At 71.6% G+C, this 16,391-nt stretch carries 11 protein-coding genes and 1 pseudogene; 1 reads left to right on the top strand and 11 read right to left on the bottom strand.

Annotation, left to right across the window (positions count from 1 at the left end; translation table 11 throughout):
• The 3 genes and pseudogenes from ND747_RS12695 to ND747_RS12685 all read right to left on the bottom strand — a co-directional run.
• A pseudogene (locus tag ND747_RS12695) lies at positions 1–1,505 on the bottom strand (hypothetical protein); the annotation flags it as partial.
• A gap of 64 nt (positions 1,506–1,569) precedes the next feature.
• On the bottom strand, positions 1,570–2,418 hold the full coding sequence (locus ND747_RS12690) for a hypothetical protein (RefSeq protein WP_251733736.1): 849 nt from the start codon (positions 2,416–2,418) through the stop codon (positions 1,570–1,572).
• A 599-nt stretch (positions 2,419–3,017) separates the two neighbouring features.
• Positions 3,018–4,778 carry a metallophosphoesterase family protein gene (locus ND747_RS12685; protein ID WP_251733735.1) on the bottom strand — a complete coding sequence of 587 codons (1,761 nt, stop codon included), beginning with the start codon at positions 4,776–4,778 and terminating at the stop codon, positions 3,018–3,020.
• A 164-nt stretch (positions 4,779–4,942) separates the two neighbouring features.
• Between ND747_RS12685 and ND747_RS12680 the strand changes: the two genes are divergently transcribed.
• A complete protein-coding gene (locus tag ND747_RS12680; RefSeq protein ID WP_251733734.1) occupies positions 4,943–5,695 on the top strand; it encodes a sulfite exporter TauE/SafE family protein in 753 nt (250 codons plus the stop codon).
• 146 nt (positions 5,696–5,841) lie between these two features.
• Here ND747_RS12680 and ND747_RS12675 read toward each other — a convergent pair whose 3' ends face one another.
• The 8 genes from ND747_RS12675 to panC all read right to left on the bottom strand — a co-directional run bounded on the left by ND747_RS12675 (position 5,842) and on the right by panC (position 16,157).
• Complete coding sequence (locus ND747_RS12675; protein ID WP_251733733.1) at positions 5,842–8,346, bottom strand: ATP-dependent Clp protease ATP-binding subunit; 2,505 nt, start codon at positions 8,344–8,346, stop codon at positions 5,842–5,844.
• Positions 8,347–8,830: 484 nt separating this feature from the next.
• Complete coding sequence (locus tag ND747_RS12670; RefSeq protein WP_251733732.1) at positions 8,831–9,862, bottom strand: (2Fe-2S)-binding protein; 1,032 nt, start codon at positions 9,860–9,862, stop codon at positions 8,831–8,833.
• A 319-nt stretch (positions 9,863–10,181) separates the two neighbouring features.
• The gene (locus tag ND747_RS12665) at positions 10,182–11,099 is read right to left on the bottom strand and encodes an SGNH/GDSL hydrolase family protein (protein ID WP_251733731.1); all 918 of its coding nucleotides are present in this window, start codon (positions 11,097–11,099) and stop codon (positions 10,182–10,184) included.
• A 91-nt stretch (positions 11,100–11,190) separates the two neighbouring features.
• Entirely contained in the window at positions 11,191–11,943 is a 753-nt protein-coding gene (locus tag ND747_RS12660) for a type III pantothenate kinase (RefSeq protein WP_251733730.1), read from the bottom strand.
• Positions 11,943–12,926, bottom strand: a complete 984-nt coding sequence (nadC, locus tag ND747_RS12655; protein WP_251733729.1) for a carboxylating nicotinate-nucleotide diphosphorylase — start codon at positions 12,924–12,926, stop codon at positions 11,943–11,945. Before nadC ends, ND747_RS12660 begins: the two co-directional genes overlap by 1 nt.
• A complete protein-coding gene (locus ND747_RS12650) occupies positions 12,923–14,710 on the bottom strand; it encodes an L-aspartate oxidase (protein WP_251733728.1) in 1,788 nt (595 codons plus the stop codon). The genes nadC and ND747_RS12650 overlap by 4 nt, the downstream gene beginning before the upstream one ends.
• Complete coding sequence (panD, locus tag ND747_RS12645) at positions 14,707–15,174, bottom strand: aspartate 1-decarboxylase (RefSeq protein WP_251733727.1); 468 nt, start codon at positions 15,172–15,174, stop codon at positions 14,707–14,709. Before panD ends, ND747_RS12650 begins: the two co-directional genes overlap by 4 nt.
• 2 nt (positions 15,175–15,176) lie before the next feature.
• The gene (gene panC / locus ND747_RS12640) at positions 15,177–16,157 is read right to left on the bottom strand and encodes a pantoate--beta-alanine ligase (protein WP_251733726.1); all 981 of its coding nucleotides are present in this window, start codon (positions 16,155–16,157) and stop codon (positions 15,177–15,179) included.
• Positions 16,158–16,391: the final 234 nt, after the last annotated feature.

The raw sequence follows: 16,391 nt of genomic DNA, 5'->3' as shown, positions 1-16,391 counted from the left end.
CGTGAGGAGTCCTGCGGCGGCCACTTCCGGGTGGAGAGCCAGACGCCCGACGGCGAGGCCCGACGCGACGACGACCGGTCATCCGCGACCGGTCGGTGCAGCAGGCCGGCAAGCCGGCGAAGCTGGCCGCGTAGTCGCTCGGCGCCGGGCAGATCCGGGGGCAGACCGACCGGAGCGGTCAGCACGGTGATCAGCCGGCGGGTCGGGTCCGGCTCGCCGGATCCGGTGGCCGCCCCATCGCCGGTCTCGGGCCGGGCGAGCAGCCGGGTGTAGGCGTCGCGCACGTACGCCCCGACGGCCTGGACCGGTGGGTTGTGTCGCTCGTCCACACCGACGGTCTGGGCCGCGGAGTCGGGTCGCTCAGCTGGCGGGTCGCTCCAGGGCGCAGCGGCCGGCGGCGGGATGGTCCGGTCGGGGGGTGGGGGGAGCGCCGTGGGGGTCCGGGCCGCCATGACGAGGCGATGGCTCCACCGCGCGGGCTCGTCGACGTCGAAGGGCTCCGGGCCGACCACAGCCAGCAGGCCGGCGATCCCACGCATCCCACTGTGGCTGTAGACGGTCGTCAGAACGCCCGCGGCCGTCTGGATGATCGGCGCGGTTCGCGGTGGCAGACGTGGATCCACGTGAATCATCGCCCGCGAGGAGCCGGGTTCGGACCGCGGCGGGCGCAGGGCGAACTGGAACCGCGGCCCGGCAGTCGGCGCGGAGATCCGCTCGATCGGCTCGGCCGGCTCGGCCGGCTCGGCCGGCCCGAGTTCCGGCGGGTGCCGGTCAGGGCGCCCGTCCCGGGCGAGGGCCGACGTCATCCGGGAGACGAAGGTCAGACGATAGGGAAGGACCTCCTCGAGCAGTTCGATCAACGCCCACATCAGCGTGACCGCCTCCTCGTTACCCGTGTGCGAGATCGCGAACGGGTGCCCCGCGCCGGAGGAGGTGAGGACTGCGGCGATCACATTGGTCAGTCGGTGCCGACGGGAGGGAACCCGCGCGGCCTGGCGCAGCGCACGTTCCCCGATCCGGCGCGTCGCAGTGAGATCAGGCAGGTGAAGCGGGGTGAGACGGGTTGACGCGCGGGGTGCCTCGGCCCGACCGGCCCCCGCCGCGTGCAGTGCCAGTGCCACTCGTTCGGTCAGTTGGTCCGCCCGACCGGTCAGGACGTGTGCCCGCAACCGGCCGGGGCCGGTGCCGCTGCGCCGAGGCACCCGGACACGATGCACGAGCGCCGCCCGCTCCGGCGCCAGGCCGGACGCCGGGTCGAGAACCACCGCCCCGGGCTCGGCCGGGCCGGTGACGTAGGCGAGCGACGCCATCGCGTCGGTGGTCGAAGCGTTCTCGGCCAGCAGGTGGCTGGCGGGCAGACCGTCCCAGGAACGAGCCGCCGGCGATCCCAGCGAGCTCGCGACGGGGAAGAAACCCTGCATGCCGGTCCGTGGCTGGCGGGACCAGACGTAGACCACCTGGTCGATGCGGGTCGCGTCGGGTGCCCGGCCTGCTGGGGTCGGCACGGTCGGATCACCGATCATGAAAGGTCGGGTCCGGTCGGGCCGCCGCAGCGGCTGGGCCTGGTCATCAGCGGCAGCGGGTGGGGTCGTGGTCGGGGCGGTCGTCTCCTGCCTCGCCAGCCGGACCCACACCGCCGCCGAGATCGGCACCGCCGGCGGGGAGCGGGGCGAAGCGTCGGATCCGGGCCGGCAGCAGGGGGTAGAGGCGACGGAGCCGGTTTCGTGGAACTCGCCGGGCCAGACCGGGCCGCCCGGCGGCGTGCTGTCGCACGTCGTGCGGTGGTTGCTCGGGGAGCTGGTGGACGACGGCGCCGATGCCGGGCAGAACGAGACGCCCCGGTACTGCCGAGGCAGCCCGGTGGAACCGGTCGAAGACCTCCGGTGCGCGCAGCCCGTCGAGCATCGTCAGCAGGGCATCGTCGCCGCCGGTCGCACAGTGGTCCGCCGGTGCCGTGTCCGGCCGGGTTGTGACTGGCTGGGTTGCGTCCGGCTGGGTTGTGGCCGCCGCGACCGGGTGGGTCGGTGCGGGGTCCACCCGGGGGGTGTCGGTCCGGGTGGCGGCGGGTGAGGCCGCGGGCGGGCCGGAGGTGATCAGCTCGTCCGGGCCGACCTCGAGGAAGGCATAAAGATCGGGGTCGTAGTGGGCGTCGAGGTCGGGCTGGTCGTCCGCCTCGACCGTGTGGTCGGACGGGTGATCACGGGACTGGTCCGGTGTGCGGGTGGCCGCTGGCTCGACCAGGACGAGCAGCACCGACCCGACCTCGCGCTCGGCCAGCAGTGCGGTGAGCTCACCGTGGCGGGCCCCCAGCGCTGCCGAAGCTGTGTCCACCAGCACGAGGCGGGGGGAAAGTGGCAGGTCAACAGCCTGCCGCAGCCCCCAATCGGGCCGGCGCTCGCGGAGATCAACGATGGCCACCGGGCTCGGAATCGGGCCCTGAACCGGGGGTCGGCCGTGGCCCCTTCCTGGGGGCTGGTCCTGGGATGTGGACGGTGTCTCACCCATGGCAGACCCCGGCCAGCCCGCAGTTCTGCTGGCGAGACCTTTGTGATCGGTACGGATCGTGATCCGGAAATATGGGCGCGCAATAGGCATCGGTCATTGCCCGGACAGGTCCGGTGTGCGGATCCTGCTGTGCCGTTGCGTGGTCACTGGCCAATGATTGTCCCCCCGGGGCATGTCCCGACCGCGACGCTGATCGTGTAGTTAGTTGATTACTGGTACCTGGCGAAAGGTAATTCCTGGAGCTGGCTGCCGTCCAGAGAAAGGAGAAAAAATCATCGGAAGCTGGCCGTGAAGCGCTGGCACGCCGAGGATGACGCGCTTCAACGCCATGGGCAGGGCCTTATGGCCGGGATTTCCCCGCGTACCGACCCGCTTGGTGGCACTGGTCTGGCCGGGTCGGTATTTGCCCGTGCAGCGGCATGTGCAGCGGCCGGCCACGGATTCCGAGGCGGGCGACGGGATCCACTTCTGATCGACTGCACGCGGGTGCGGAGAATGCCGGGCGCGGTGGGCTACCCGTCCGCGCGTGGACGGACCAAGGTGACACGGTCGATCGGGACGGGGCTCGGGTCCGGCGAACTCGAGTCGAGTATCGAGATGCGCAGGCTCGTCGTTCCGCCTGGTTCGCCCGGGTCGAGATCGATCAGTGCGAACGCGTATGGGTGTTCCCGGGCCCGGAAGGCCAGCCAGTCCGCCGGTTCCACGGCATGGATCGAGCGCCGCCGCCGGCGTCCGGGATCGGGGTCACGCAGGTCGATGATCACCCGTCCGGCCGGCGGATCGAGCAGGTTGCCGGCCGTCGGCGACGACGATCCGCCGGTACCCACCAGCAGATGGACGGTGCCAGCGGTGGCGTCCACGACCTCGCCGTCCCATCCTTCGCCCCCGTCGTTGCGACCGCCGCCGCCGACCGGTCCGTCCCCGCCGACCGGTCCGCCCCTGCCGGCTGGCCCGCCGCCGGCCTTGTCGCCGGACCGGGTAAGGACAGCGGCCGGGACCGGTAGTGGGGTCAGCATGGGACTGTCGGGAACGTGGCCGCGCACCGGATGGCTGCGCTCGTAGTGATGCTCGTGCCCGTGCAGTACGAGGTCGACGTCGAACTGGTCGAACAGCGGTCGCCAGGCCGCACGGATGCCCAGGTCCGCGCCGTGATGCGACGCCGAGGTCGACATCATGGCCTGGTGCATGACCACGACGATCCAGTCGATGGCCGGGTCGGCGCGTGCCTGGGCCAGGGTGCGGGCGAGCCACGCGGTCTGCCGGCCGGCGCTGATCCCGTGCAGGCGCACCGGGCTGCCGTCCTGTAGGCAGACGTCGTCGGCGGCAAGCACCACGAGCCGCAGCGAGCCGACAGTGATCGCGTACCAGAGCCCGGCCAGGTAGCTTTCGTCTCCGTGATCCGGCAGCTGGAAGTAGGTCTGGTAGGCGGCGACACCGAGCGCGCCGTTGCCCCGCTCGATCTCGTGGTTGCCAAGACAGGGCATCCACGGCCGGGACGTCGCGGACGCGCTGATCATTTCGAACCAGTCTGCCCAGGACCGCACCGGATCGTCCCGGATGTTGGCATACGACAGATCCCCGCCGACGACGGCGAACATCGGCGCCTGCCGCTCGATGGCCGCCACCGTGTGGCCGGCGGCGGGTGAGCCGAACGGGTCGCCCGGACGGTTCGTGCCCTGGTCGGCGAGAAAGGCGAACGAGAACGGTGCCCGTCCGGCCGGCGCGGTGCGAAACCAGCCCGACCCCGGGCCGGCTGCCGCAGCCTCAGCCGCCGCTACGCCCGTAACCGGGTCCGACGAGGGCTCACCGGACCCGACGATCGTGTAGGTGTAGGTAGTGTCCGGACGTAGGCCCGCCAGGGTGCCATGGCAGACATGCACCACCGTGTCCACCCGCGCGTCACGGTAGGACCTGCACTGTGCCGCCACGGTCTGTGCCGCCACGGTCTGTGCCGCCACGGTCTGGGGCGGCGCGGGGGAGTAGCGGACCGACGGCACATCGGCCGCGTCCGGATTCGGGGGCGGTGCCAGCCAGGAGATGACCACCGTTGTTGCGGGATCCGCGCCGAAGGTCAGGTGGACGCCCCGGGGGCCGGTAGCCGCAGCAGCGCCCGATCCGGTGGTCTCGGTCAGCGGTTCGACTGTCCTGGCCTTCGGCTCGGCGGTCTCGGCGCGAGCCTCAGCCGGCCGGCCGGCGGACTCGGCCGGTGACGTGGCCGATGATGGTCGCGGTCCCGGCCCGGAACGCCTGCCGGGCAGCCGCCATGTTCCCATAGATCCCGTTCCCGATGTTTCGTTCCCGCCGCGTTCTGAGCGTTCCGCGCGCACCCACCCGACGTGATGTCCGTCCTGCGAGGTTACGTCCGAGCTCGACGATGCGTTGGATGTCATCGGCGGACGGTTTCGATCTGGCCGTGTGACTCTGCTCGAGAGGAACGATGACCGCCGGCGACGTGCTGCTGTTGATCGGTGCGGGGGTGCTCGCCGGCATCACCAGCACCGTGGCCGGGCTGGCCTCGCTGGTGTCGTATCCGGCGCTGCTGGCGGCCGGCCTGTCGCCGTTGGCCGCGAATGTCACCAATACGTCCGCGTTGCTGTTCGTCGCGGTCGGGGCGGGTCTTGGATCGCGTCCGGAGCTCGTCGGCCAGGGTGCCCGGATCGGCCGGTACGGCGCGGCGATGTTCGCTGGCGGGGCAGCCGGGGCCGCGCTGCTGCTCGCGCTGCCCGCGTCCGCCTTCGAACGGGTGGTGCCGGTGCTGATCGCGGGCTCCGCGGTGGTGCTGTGGCTGCAGCCGTGGATTCTTGCGCGCCGGGCCCCGGACGCGGCCGAGGGTGGGCGGGTGATCCTCGCGCTGGTCGTGCTCACCGGCGTCTACCTGGGCTATTTTGGCGCCGGCGGGGGGATCGCGCTGTTGGCCGCGCTCGCCGTGGCGATCCCGGAGCCGCTGGCTCGGGTGAACGCGCTGAAGAACGTTGTGTCGGGGTTCGCGAACGTGGTCGCCGCGGTGGTGTTCGCGCTGTTCGGACCGGTGCGGTGGCTGGCGGTCCTGCCGTTGGCGGCCGGCCTGCTGGTCGGCGGGGCGATCGGGCCGCTGATCGTGCGACGGCTGCCGGCCGGCCTGCTTCGGGCCCTGATCGGCCTGGCCGCCCTGGGCCTGGCGGCGAGCCTCGGCTGGAACGCCTACCGCTGACGGGTCGCCCCCGCTCCGCCCGCCCGGGTCGGTTCCGCCCGGGGTGGACCGCGGCCGGGCGCCACCACCTGTGACTGAGCCCCGGAAACCTCAGGGAGGCTCCGGGGCTCAGGCCACGGTGATCTACTTACCTGCTGAAAGCAGCCCTATTCGCTGGACTTGGCCAGGTCGACCGGCGGGGCGTCGGGCACCTCGACCGGCTTCGTCTCGCCGCGGAAGATGAACTTGGCGTCCTCTCCCTCGCCTTCGACGTCACCGACGACGATCTCGCCCGGCTTCAGCGTGCCGTACAGGATCTTCTCGGACAGGACGTCCTCGATCTCCCGCTGGATCGTGCGGCGCAGCGGCCGGGCGCCGAGCACCGGGTCGTAGCCCTTCTTCGCCAGCAGCGCCTTGGCCGCCGAGGTGAGCTCGAGGGCCATGTCCTTGTTCTTGAGCTGGATGTCGACCCGGGCCAGCATGAGATCGACGATCTGGATGATCTCGACCTCGGACAGCTGGTGGAAGACGATGATGTCGTCGATCCGGTTAAGGAACTCGGGCCGGAAGTGCTGCTTGAGCTCGTCCTGGACCTTGGCCTTCATCCGCTCGTAGTCGACCGCGCCCTGACCGGTGGCGAAGCCGATGCCCGGGCCCTTGGAGATGTCGCGGGTGCCCAGGTTCGACGTCATGATCAGAACGGTGTTCTTGAAGTCGACCAGCCGGCCCTGGGAGTCGGTCAGGCGACCGTCCTCCAGGATCTGCAGGAGCGTGTTGAAGACGTCGGGGTGCGCCTTCTCGACCTCGTCGAACAGGACGACCGAGAACGGCTTGCGGCGGACCCGCTCGGTGAGCTGGCCACCCTCCTCGTAGCCGACATAGCCGGGCGGGGAGCCCACCAGTCGCGAGACGGTGTGCTTCTCCATGTACTCGGACATGTCGAGCTGGATGAGGGAGTCCTCGTCGCCGAAGAGGAACTCGGCGAGCGTCTTGGACAGCTCGGTCTTACCGACACCGGACGGGCCGGCGAAGATGAACGAGCCACCGGGACGCTTGGGGTCCTTCAGGCCCGCGCGGGTGCGCCGGATCGCCTGGGAGACGGCCTTGATGGCCTGCTGCTGGCCGATGACGCGCTTGTGCAGCTCGTCCTCCATGCGCAGCAGACGCGCGGTCTCCTCCTCGGTGAGCTTGAAGACCGGGATGCCCGTCCAGATGGCCAGGACCTCGGCGATCTCCTCGTCGCCCACCTCGGCGACGACGTCCATGTCGCCGGCCTTCCATTCCTTCTCCCGCTTGGCCTTCTCCGACAGGAGGGTCTTCTCCTTGTCGCGCAGCGAGGCGGCCTTCTCGAAGTCCTGCGCGTCGATCGCGGACTCCTTGTCCCGACGGACGTTCGCGATGCGCTCGTCGAACTCGCGCAGGTCCGGCGGGGCGGTCATCCGGCGGATGCGCATCCGGGAGCCGGCCTCGTCGATCAGGTCGATCGCCTTGTCCGGCAGGAAGCGGTCGGAGATGTACCGGTCGGCCAGCGACGCGGCGGCGACCAGGGCGGCGTCGGTGATCGACACCCGGTGGTGCGCCTCGTACCGGTCGCGCAGGCCCTTGAGGATCTCGATGGTGTGCGCCACCGAGGGCTCCGCAACCTGGATCGGCTGGAAGCGGCGCTCGAGGGCCGCGTCCTTCTCCAGGTGCTTGCGGTACTCGTCGAGTGTGGTGGCGCCGATGGTCTGCAGCTCACCGCGGGCCAGCATCGGCTTGAGGATGGAGGCGGCGTCGATCGCGCCCTCGGCGGCACCCGCGCCGACCAGCGTGTGCAGCTCGTCGATGAACAGGATGATGTCGCCGCGGGTGCGGATCTCCTTGAGGACCTTCTTCAGCCGCTCCTCGAAGTCACCGCGGTAGCGGGACCCGGCGACCAGAGCGCCGAGATCGAGGGTGTAGAGCTGCTTGTCCTTGAGGGTCTCGGGCACCTCGCCCTTGACGATCGCCTGCGCCAGGCCCTCGACCACGGCGGTCTTGCCGACGCCGGGCTCGCCGATCAGTACCGGGTTGTTCTTGGTACGACGCGACAGCACCTGCATGACGCGCTCGATCTCCTTCTCGCGCCCGATGACCGGGTCGAGTTTGGACTCGCGCGCCGCCGCGGTGAGGTTGCGGCCGAACTGGTCGAGCACCAGCGAGGTGGACGGGGTGCCCTCGGCGGGCGCGCCGGAGGTCGCCGTCTCGCCCTTGCCCTGGTAGCCGGACAGGAGCTGGATGACCTGCTGGCGCACGCGGTTGAGGTCCGCGCCGAGCTTGACGAGCACCTGGGCGGCGACACCCTCGCCCTCGCGGATGAGGCCGAGCAGGATGTGCTCGGTCCCGATGTAGTTGTGGCCGAGCTGGAGGGCTTCCCGAAGCGACAGCTCCAGAACCTTCTTCGCGCGCGGCGTGAACGGGATGTGCCCGCTCGGCGCCTGCTGGCCCTGGCCGATGATCTCTTCGACCTGGGACCGCACACCCTCAAGGGAGATGCCGAGGGACTCGAGGGCCTTGGCGGCGACGCCCTCACCCTCGTGGATCAGTCCGAGCAGGATGTGCTCGGTCCCGATGTAGTTGTGGTTGAGCATCCTGGCCTCTTCTTGGGCCAGGACGACGACCCGACGTGCCCGGTCGGTGAATCTCTCGAACATGTGCGCTCCTTCGAGCTGCGACCGACCACACGACAGCCGGTATCCGCATGCTAGCTCCGCCGAGGCATGTCCTCACGCATCGAACAGAAACCTACCCGCCGGCTCCGACCTCTTCGTTGAGCCCGGACGACCGGCGCAAAGGCCGGCACGACCAGCGGAGACGCTTAGGGCAACCGTGGCCGACCAGCCATGATTCCGTCACGTCGTTCCGCCAAGAGCAGAACGACTCGTGCCGGACGGCGCCGGTGCCACCCCGGGCGCAGGGCCCCGTAGGCGCTCTCGCCGCCCCGCCCATCGTGACCGACGGTAGCGCATGCCCGGCTGCACCAAAATGTGGTGCATATCATAAATGAAGTATTTTGTAGTTATTAAACTTCAAAGGGTGACCGCATCAGAGCGGATCTCGCGACGACCTCGCCGGATGCGCCTGCCGTCGCCCTACTACTTTACGTGTGCTGATGCCGATGGGTGCCCTGATGTTGTCTCATACAGCCAGACCACCATCACCCTGAGTATCTATCCAGGCGCGCATCCGCTGCTCCCGATCCGCGTCGCCGGTGAACGGGCAGGTGGTGCAGTACTCCGCGTCCAGCCGGTGGGCCAGGCAGCAGGAGCCGCGGCGCATGCCGACGTAGGTCCGCCCGCGGTGGACGAACTCCTGCCACCGCGGGCGGGCAAGCATCGTCGGCGTCGCCAGCGCGAAGAAGGCATCGGCCTCGTCCCGCCCGGCCGCGGGATCCCCGGTGGCTCGCTCGGTGAGCAGGAAGGCCCGCGCGCACTGGGCCGCCGCCGCCCCCCACAGCGCCGGCCGGCCCAGGCGCACCATGGCCCGCAGCTCCCGCAGGAACGGGTCGAGATGCGCCAGGATCTCCTCGACCAGGACCGTGCGCAGGGCGGCCGCATCCTCGACCACCCGGATCCCGCCGTCCGGACCGGCACCGAAGCCGTCCCCCGTGCAGGCGGGGGCTGGAACGGCGGCTGGAGCACCGGCAGGGGCCGTCGGGCCGCGGAGACCGCCCTGGGACGCGCCGAGGCCGGGCGTGGCCGGGGTGATGCCGGCGGCGAGGGGGTCGTTGGCGAGGGCCGCCGCGACCGGGCGGTACAGCGCGGTCCGGTCGAACCAGCCGCTGTCCGGGACGCTCAGGGCCAGCTGTGCCGGGGCGAGGTCCGGCACCCGTCGCACCAGGACGTACAACGCGATGGCCGGACCGACGACGGCCGCCGTGTACCAGTTGGCCAGATAGCTGGCGGCGACCTCGGCGCTCGCACCCGGGTTGGCCCGCCTGACCCGGGCCAGCGACCCGGCCACCCCGGCCGGGGTGGCCAGCTCGGCACAGCTCACCCACGGCGGCCCGTCTGGCACGCCGAGGTGGAGCCCGCGGGGCGCCAGGGACTCGGCGACCGCAGCCGGGACCTGCCAGCCCGCGGCGCCAGCCGGGTGGCCGCCCCGGGGCGTGGTCGCGCCTGCGGCGATCGGCTCCCGCGCGGGTGTCGACAGCGACGAGGGAAGGAGCATGAAGTTAGGTAAAGCTAACTTCATGACTCTGTCAAACGGTCGGCGCCGGAGGTGCCACGTGTCGTCCCGCCACCATGGCCGCCGGGGCTGCCACGTTGCACGTGGCGGTCCTTCGGGGTGCGGACCACGGTGGGCGCGACCGCAGGCCGATGTGACGAACCTCATCCGATGCGACCGGCGGGTGACACCCGGCGATCATGCGGGGAGCGTCGCGGGCCTGTCGAGCGGGGCCGTGACTCGGCCTGGTCGCCGGTACGCAGGAACGTATGTGATTCTCGCTGCCCGTGCCGGACGGCACCTCCCGACCGGACCGGCCCGATCAGCGGTCGTGGACGTCCAGGTACCGGCTCACCGCCTTCGCGATCGCCTGCTGGCCGTCCGCGTTCGGATGGGCGCTGAGGTCGCGGTCCGGGCCGAACACGCTGATCGGGGCGACCCAGGAGTCCTTCGTGCACATCTCGTGCCCGCGCAGTGCACGGTCCGTCGAAACGTACTCGACGTCCGCCTTGGCCGCCGATCGCCGGATCACCTGGTTCAACAGGCTGTTGAGGCTGGTCAGCTGGCCGCGCTCGGTGTTGCTGAGCCAGTGGCAGGTGTTTTTGCTCTGGCTGGACGGGATGATGCTCGGATAGCCGACGACGAGTATCCGGGCATCCGGGGCGGCCGTCTTCAGGTCCTGGTAGCTGGCTACAAGAATGTCGGGAAGTTCCTTGTTGATGTAGTCGCGCTCGTACTTGTCGTTTCCGGTCCAGAAACATTTCCAGGTGTAGCAGCTCACCACGACGCGGCTGAATCCGGCGTCGTTGCCGCCGATCGTGATGGTGACGATGTCCGGCGCCGGAGCGGCCTGCCGCAGCTGGGTGAGCTGGGGCGGTTCACCCCGAAAGGAGGAGCTCAGCGCCCTGGTGGTCGCCCCGGCGCAGGCGGCGAACACGTCGAGCGAGATCGACGGGTCGAGGGTGGTCAGCAGCCGCGGCCAGGCCTGGGTGCTGTGCCGGCAGCGGGGATCGACGGTGTCGAACGGCGGGGTGCCCTCGCCGGAGGAGTACGAGTCACCCAGCGCCGCGAGGGTCCGATGGGCGGGCTGCGCGGCGGCGTGCGCCGGCTCGCTCCACCCGGCGGACACCATGCCGGTGATGGCGGAAATCACCAGCACAAGGATGAGTCGAACGGGCCGGTTGGTGAACCTGTCAACAAATGCTCGGCGACCGAGCCGGCGCCCGGAGCAGGTCGCCACTTCTCGGTCCCGCATAGCTTCGAATAGTAACTGGTCGCGTGGGCCCTGCACCTGCGGATCCTGCCCGATGTCGGGTGCCCGACGGTCGGAATCAGGTGTTCTTCTCGAACACCAGCCGCAGGCCGATGAGAGTCAGGTGCGGTTCGTGCTGATCGAGTGTTTCGCTTTCCTTCAGCACCAGCGAGGCGAGTCCACCGGTCGCGATCGCGGTCGCATGCGTGCCGAGTTCCGCCCGGATCCGGCGGACCAGCCCGTCCACCTGCCCGGCGACGCCGTAGATCATGCCGGACTGCAGTGCCTCGACGGTGCCCCGACCGATCACCGAGCGCGGCGGGGTGAGCTCCACCTTGCGCAGCTGGGCGGCCCGGGAGGCCAGCGCGTCCAGGGCGATCTCGATGCCGGGAGCGAGTGCCCCACCGACGAACTCGCCGCGCTCGGAGACGACGTCCAGGTTCGTCGACGTGCCGAAATCGACCACGATCGCCGGACCGCCGTACAGGTGGTAGGCGGCGAGCGTGTTCATGATCCGGTCGGCGCCGGCTTCCTTCGGGTTGTCGATGAGGATGGGCACGCCGGTGCGGGTGCCGGGTTCGACGATGACCACCGGCAGATCACGGTAGGCCCGCACGACCATCCGGCGCAGCTCACGCAGCGCCGCCGGCACCGTCGAGCAGATCGACACCCCGGTGATCTGGTAGTCGCCCAGCAGACCGCGGTAGAGCAGCACCAGCTCGTCGGCGGTGGAGTGCGGGTCGGTGCGGACCCGCCACGAGTCGACGAGCGTCTCGTCGGCGAACACGCCGACCACGGTGTTGGTGTTACCGACGTCGATGGCGAGCAGCATCAGGCCTCCTGCAGATCAAGGCCGAGGTCCAGGACAGGGGCCGAGTGGGTCAGCGCACCGACCGAAAGATAGTCCACCCCGGTGGCCGCGACGTCCGCCGCCACCGCGAGGCTCAGGCCACCACTCGCCTCGAGCCGCACGCCGGCCGGGCGGGCGATCGCCACCGCGGCGCGCAGTTCCCGCAGGCCCATGTTGTCGCACAGAATCAGGTCGGCCCCGGCTGCGACGGCCTCGGCGACCTGCTCGACGGTGTCGCACTCGACCTCGACCGACAGCTGCGGGAACCGCGCCCGGACCGCGGCGAACGCCGCGGTGACCCCGCCGGCCGCCACGACGTGGTTGTCCTTGATCAGTGCGGCGTCGCTTAGCGACATCCGGTGGTTGACGCCGCCGCCGCAGCGCACCGCGTACTTCTCCAGCGCGCGCAGCCCGGGCAGCGTCTTGCGGGTGTCGCGGATCTTCGCGCCGGTGCCGGCGACGGCGTCCACCCAGGCTCGGGTGAGGGTGGCGACGCCGCTGAGATGACACAGCAGGTTCAGCGCGGTCCGCTCGGCGGTCAGCAGGCCCCGCACCGGGCCGTTGACCCGGGCCACGGCCTGACCGGGCGCGACCTGGTCCCCGTCGGCGGCGACGAGGGTGACGGTCACCGTGGGTCCGAGCACGGTTTCGAACACGGCGGCGACGACCGGCAGCCCCGCCACCGTCCCGGCCGCGCGGCTGACCAGGGCGCCGTGCCCGACCAGTGCCGCGTCGACGGTCGCGGCCGAGGTGGCATCGACCGCGCCGGACGGTTCCGCGTGACCGTCGGCCGGACCTGACGCGGCGGTGGGGGTGGCGGTGGGGACGGGCGTCCAGCCGGGCAGGTCCTCGGCCAGGGCGCGGCCGATGACGGCGACCACCTGGTCGGGATCGAGGCCGGCGGTGGCGAGCTGGCTGCGGGTGCCCACGGACAGCCGGCCGGCGTGGATGAGCTGGCCGGTCATGACGCGGACCGGGTGGACTCGGCCCCCGGGCGGGCAGGCTCGATGGGTTCGACGTCGACGACGAGCTCGCCCTCCGGACCGAGGTGGGTGAGGATCCGGCCGAGCCAGTGGGCGTCGTCGCGTTCGCCGAAGTCCTCCCGCCAGTGTGAGCCGCGGGTCTCGGTGCGGGCGGCGGCGGCGGCCACCAGGGCCGTCGCGACGGTCCGCAGGTTCGTCATCTCCCAGGCGGGTGGGCCCGCGGTCACCGTCGCCCCGCTGACCCGCAGGTCACCGAGACCGGCCAGGACCTTCGCGGTCGAACGCAGGCTCTCGGCGCTGCGCAGCACGCCGGCACCGTCGGTCATCGTCCGGGTGAGGTCCGCCCGCTCGGCCGGGTCGGTCAGCCCGCTGCCGCGGCCGACCGACAGCGCGGCCGCAACGGCGTCACGGCGTCGGCCGGACCCGCCCCTGATGTCACCGCCGGCCTGGCCGGCGATGTGGGTGGCGATCCGCGCGGCGAAGACCAGCCCCTCGAGCAGGCTGTTGGACGCGAGGCGGTTGGCGCCGTGGACACCGGTACACGCCACCTCCCCGCACGCGTACAACCCGGGGACGGTGGTGCGTCCCCACAGGTCGGTGCGGACCCCGCCGGAGGCGTAGTGGGCGGCCGGTGCCACCGGGATCGGCATGGTCACCGGGTCGACACCGAACGACCGGCACCGGGCGGTGATCGACGGGAATCGTCCCTCGATCATCCGGGCGCCGAGGCCCCGGGCGTCCAGGTAGAGATGATCAACCTGCTGGGCGGCCATCACCCGCGACATCTGCTTGGCGACGACATCACGCGGCGCGAGGTCGGCCAGCGGATGCGCACCGGCCATCACCCGCCCGCCGGCCGCATCCACCAGGATCGCGCCCTCGCCCCGCATCGCCTCGCTGACCAGCGGCTGCTGGCCACCCGGCTGGACCACCCCCGCGGCCGCGGAGCCCGCCGTACCCGCCCCGCCGACCGCGGCCGTGGTCGCCGTGGTCGGCAGCCACAGTGCCGTCGGGTGGAACTGGACGAACTCCAGGTCCGCCACCACCGCGCCGGCGCGCAACGCCAGCGCCACCCCGTCGCCGGTGGACACCCCGGGGTTCGTCGTGAAGGCGAAGATCTGCCCCATCCCGCCGGTCGCGAGCACCACGTGCGGTGCGGTGACCGCGCCGACGCCGTCCTGGCTGCCCTCGCCGAGCACGTGCAGGGTCGCCCCGGCGGCCCGACCGTCCGCGTCCAGCAGCAGGTCGAGGACGAGGGCGTTCTCGATCACCTCGACGTCCGGGTCCGCCCGCACCGCGGCGATCAGTGCGCGTTCGACCTCAAGACCGGTGGCGTCCCCGCCGGCGTGGACGATCCGGTTGCGCAGATGGCCGCCCTCGCGGGTCAGCGCGAACGTGCCGTCCGCGGCCAGGTCGAACTGCGCACCGAGGGCGGCGAGCTCCCGGACCCGGGCCGGCCCCTCGTCGACGAGCACCCGGGCGGCCTCGACGTCGCACAGCCCCACCCCCGCGACCAGGGTGTCGGCGAGATGGTCGGCGGGCGAGTCCTCGGCGGCCAGGGCCGCGGCGATTCCGCCCTGCGCCCAGCGGGTGGAACCGGCGTCCAGCTGGGCCTTGGTGACCAGCAGCACCCGGGCGGCGGGCAGCTCGCGGCGCGCGTGCAGGACCGCGGTGAGGCCGGCGATCCCCGACCCGATGACGACGATGTCGGCGGCACTGCTCCACCCCGGGCGGGGCGCGCCGAGCCGGCAGGGCAGCACGGTCACCGCGACGCCACGACCGTCCGACTCGCCGGGACGGCGGCGGCAGCGGCAGCCATCGGGAGGTCGCCACGCAGGCTGGACGGATCATGAGGCAGCGCCTCGGCCGGGTCGCCCCCCCGCTCGATGATCCGGTTCTCGGCGTCGACGAACAGCACCCGGGGGACGTACTGGCGTGCCTCCGCGTCCTCCATCATCCCGTAGGCGATGATGATGACCAGGTCACCGGGGTGCACGAGCCGGGCGGCCGCCCCGTTGATGCCGATCACACCGCTGCCGGCGGGCCCCGGGATGGCATAGGTCTCCAGCCGGGCCCCGTTGTTGATGTCCACGATCGTCACCTGTTCGCCCGGCAGCAGGTCCGCGGCCTCGAGCAGGTCGGAGTCGATCGTGACCGAGCCGACGTAGTTCAGGTCGGCCTGGGTCACCGTGGCCCGATGGATCTTGGCGGTCAGCATGGTGCGCAACACGGTCAGGCCCCCTGACGGTCGGCGGGGAGAACAAGGGAGATGTTGTCGATCAGGCGGGTGGTGCCCACCCGGGCCGCGACGAGCAGCAGCGCCGGGCCGCTGTGCACCGGACCGAGATCGTTCGGGTTGGCAAGGGTGAGGTAGTCGATCTCGACGCCGTCCGCCGGGTCGAGCACGGCGTGTGCCGCCGCGAGCACCGCCTGCGGCCCACCCCCGGCGAGGGCCGCCGCGTGCCCGGCGCGCAGGGCGGCCGACAGGGCCAGCGCGCTGCGCCGCTGCGAGGGCGTGAGATAGACGTTGCGGCTCGAGCGGGCCAGCCCGTCGGGTTCGCGGACGGTGTCCACCCCGATCACGGTCACCCCGAAGGCCAGGTCGGCGACCATCCGCTGGATGCAGACGAGCTGCTGGGCATCCTTGCGCCCGAAGTACGCCAGATCCGGACGGACCAGGTGCAGCATGGTGGCGACCAGGGTCAGCATCCCGTCGAAGTGGCCCGGTCGGGACGCCCCCTCCAGCACCTCCCCGAGCGGGCCGGCGCTCAGCCGCACCAGCGGCGGCACCTCGTGCACCGTGCTCGGCGCGAACACCACATCCACCCCCGCCCGGGCGCAGATCTCCAGATCGGCCTCGAGGGTCCGCGGATACCGGTCCAGATCCTCACCGGCGCCGAACTGCAACGGATTGACGTAGATGGTCGCGACCACCTGGTCGGCCTGCGCCCGCGCCGCCCGCAGCAGGCTCGCGTGCCCCTCGTGCAGCGCCCCCATCGTCATGACGACCGCCCGGGTCGGCCGTCCGGACCCGGTGCCGGTGCCGGTGCCGGAGTCGGCGGGCTGCGGCGGTCGCTCGCCCGTCGGCGGTCGGTCGCGGCTGGGCGCCTCGTCGAGCGCGACGCGCAGGTCGGCTCGGCTCCGCGCGACGATCGGACGACGGAAACCCTGGTCACAGTCCTGATCGGGCGCGGCGGGGAGAACAATGCTCATGACTTCCCGTTCCAGTCCTCGGGTGGGGTACCGGACGTCGAGCGACACTGTAACTCGCCTGCAATGGTTCCCGCGACCCGCTGTGACCTGCGCTGCCCCGCTCCCGAGAACTGTTCTTTTTGTGCCGACAAGCCACGCATATGTCGAGAAGAGGCGTGGGGGGGGGGGGGGGCGGGGGGGGGGGGGGGGGGGGGGGGGGGGGGGGGGGGGGGGGGGGGGGGGGGGGGGGGGGGG

The organism is Frankia sp. R82, assembly GCF_023716925.1.
Taxonomy (GTDB): domain Bacteria; phylum Actinomycetota; class Actinomycetes; order Frankiales; family Frankiaceae; genus Frankia.
Note: the sequence above shows the minus strand (reverse complement) of the source record. Positions and strands in the feature narration are given on the sequence as shown.